1 protein-coding gene is annotated in these 1,162 nt (G+C 52.5%); it reads right to left on the reverse strand.

The window, feature by feature from the left end; genetic code table 11:
• Window positions 1-1,162: glycosyltransferase (locus tag HW443_RS11475; RefSeq protein WP_176238252.1), on the reverse strand; the 1,162-nt coding region annotated here is incomplete at both ends.

Below are 1,162 nucleotides of genomic sequence, written 5' to 3' on the forward strand. Positions count from 1 at the left end.
CTGTCTTCTCACTTTGGCCATTCCTAACGCACCGCAAATAGAGGGGGACGGTTTTTGCATATTCTCATAAAGATGGTAATTCAAAAAGAGAAGCCTGTCTCTCAACTGCTGGTTTATCTGATTAAGCTCATGATTAAGCTGCAGGTGAAGGTTATTGTTGATGGCTTTCATAGTCTCGTTGTAGCTCTTTCGAATACGCAGAATATCGAATCGGCTCAGCAGCCTGATCTTCTCAAAAGAGGAGGTATCCAGGGGGATGATGGAGATCCGGTCCAGGACATTGTCCAGTTTGCCCTTGCCGCTACCTGTAGCCATAGTCCGCTCCAGAGGACCTTCTGCCACAATTTCTTCCCGGGCCAGGATCTCAAAATCCTGATCTCTCAGAACCAGCTCGCCCAGAAAGGTCTCCCGATCCCAGCGTCTACCCGGCTGTACCTTCTCTTGCTTCCCTGCTGGCTCCGTCCCCACCAGAGACTCCGAAACACCCGGAAGCAATAGACAGAGAACTCCTTCCTCTTTCAACCTCCTTTTAGCTCTACCCACCAGATCATGGAGCTCCCCCGCACCAGAGCTTTTTCTTGCCGAAACGCAGACAGCATCATAAACGTCCCCCTCTGGTGCTGGAACTATACCACCCTCTGGCGTTGGAGCTATACCCCCCTCTGGTGCTGGAGCTCTCCGCGCAGGTCCATCCCACAGAATATCCTCGATATCCAGACACTGTACCTGAGCTCCCTCTCTAGCCAGAGAGGCCGCCATCCCCTCAAATTCCTCCCCGACCAGTAATACTTTCCCGCAGCCCTTCAGATAAGGAAGAATTCTCTCTTCCCGCTCCCCTTCCGCTTCCTTCAAAAAGTCCATGATAACTTTCCTGTCCGCAGCCAGGGTCGGCTGCTGACAGAACTGTACCAGGGGTTGGGCCACTACCTCCCAGCGATACTTCTCGGCCAACCTCTCCTCATTCTCCCTGCACCTTGCCCTCAGGGAGTTATCTTCCAGAAGCAAGTTTATGGTTTCAGCCAGTTCCAGAGGGTCACCAGGTCGGACTGTCTTTCCGATCTCATTCCCCCTAATGACCTCCTCCATAGCATCTCCTTCTGTAGCTATGACCGACAGGTCTTCTTTCTGGAGTGGGTTTCCTACCAGGACAGGCAGAACTATC

Origin of the sequence: Candidatus Hakubella thermalkaliphila, assembly GCF_013281975.1 — a bacterium.
GTDB classification, from domain to species: domain Bacteria; phylum Actinomycetota; class Humimicrobiia; order Hakubellales; family Hakubellaceae; genus Hakubella; species Hakubella thermalkaliphila.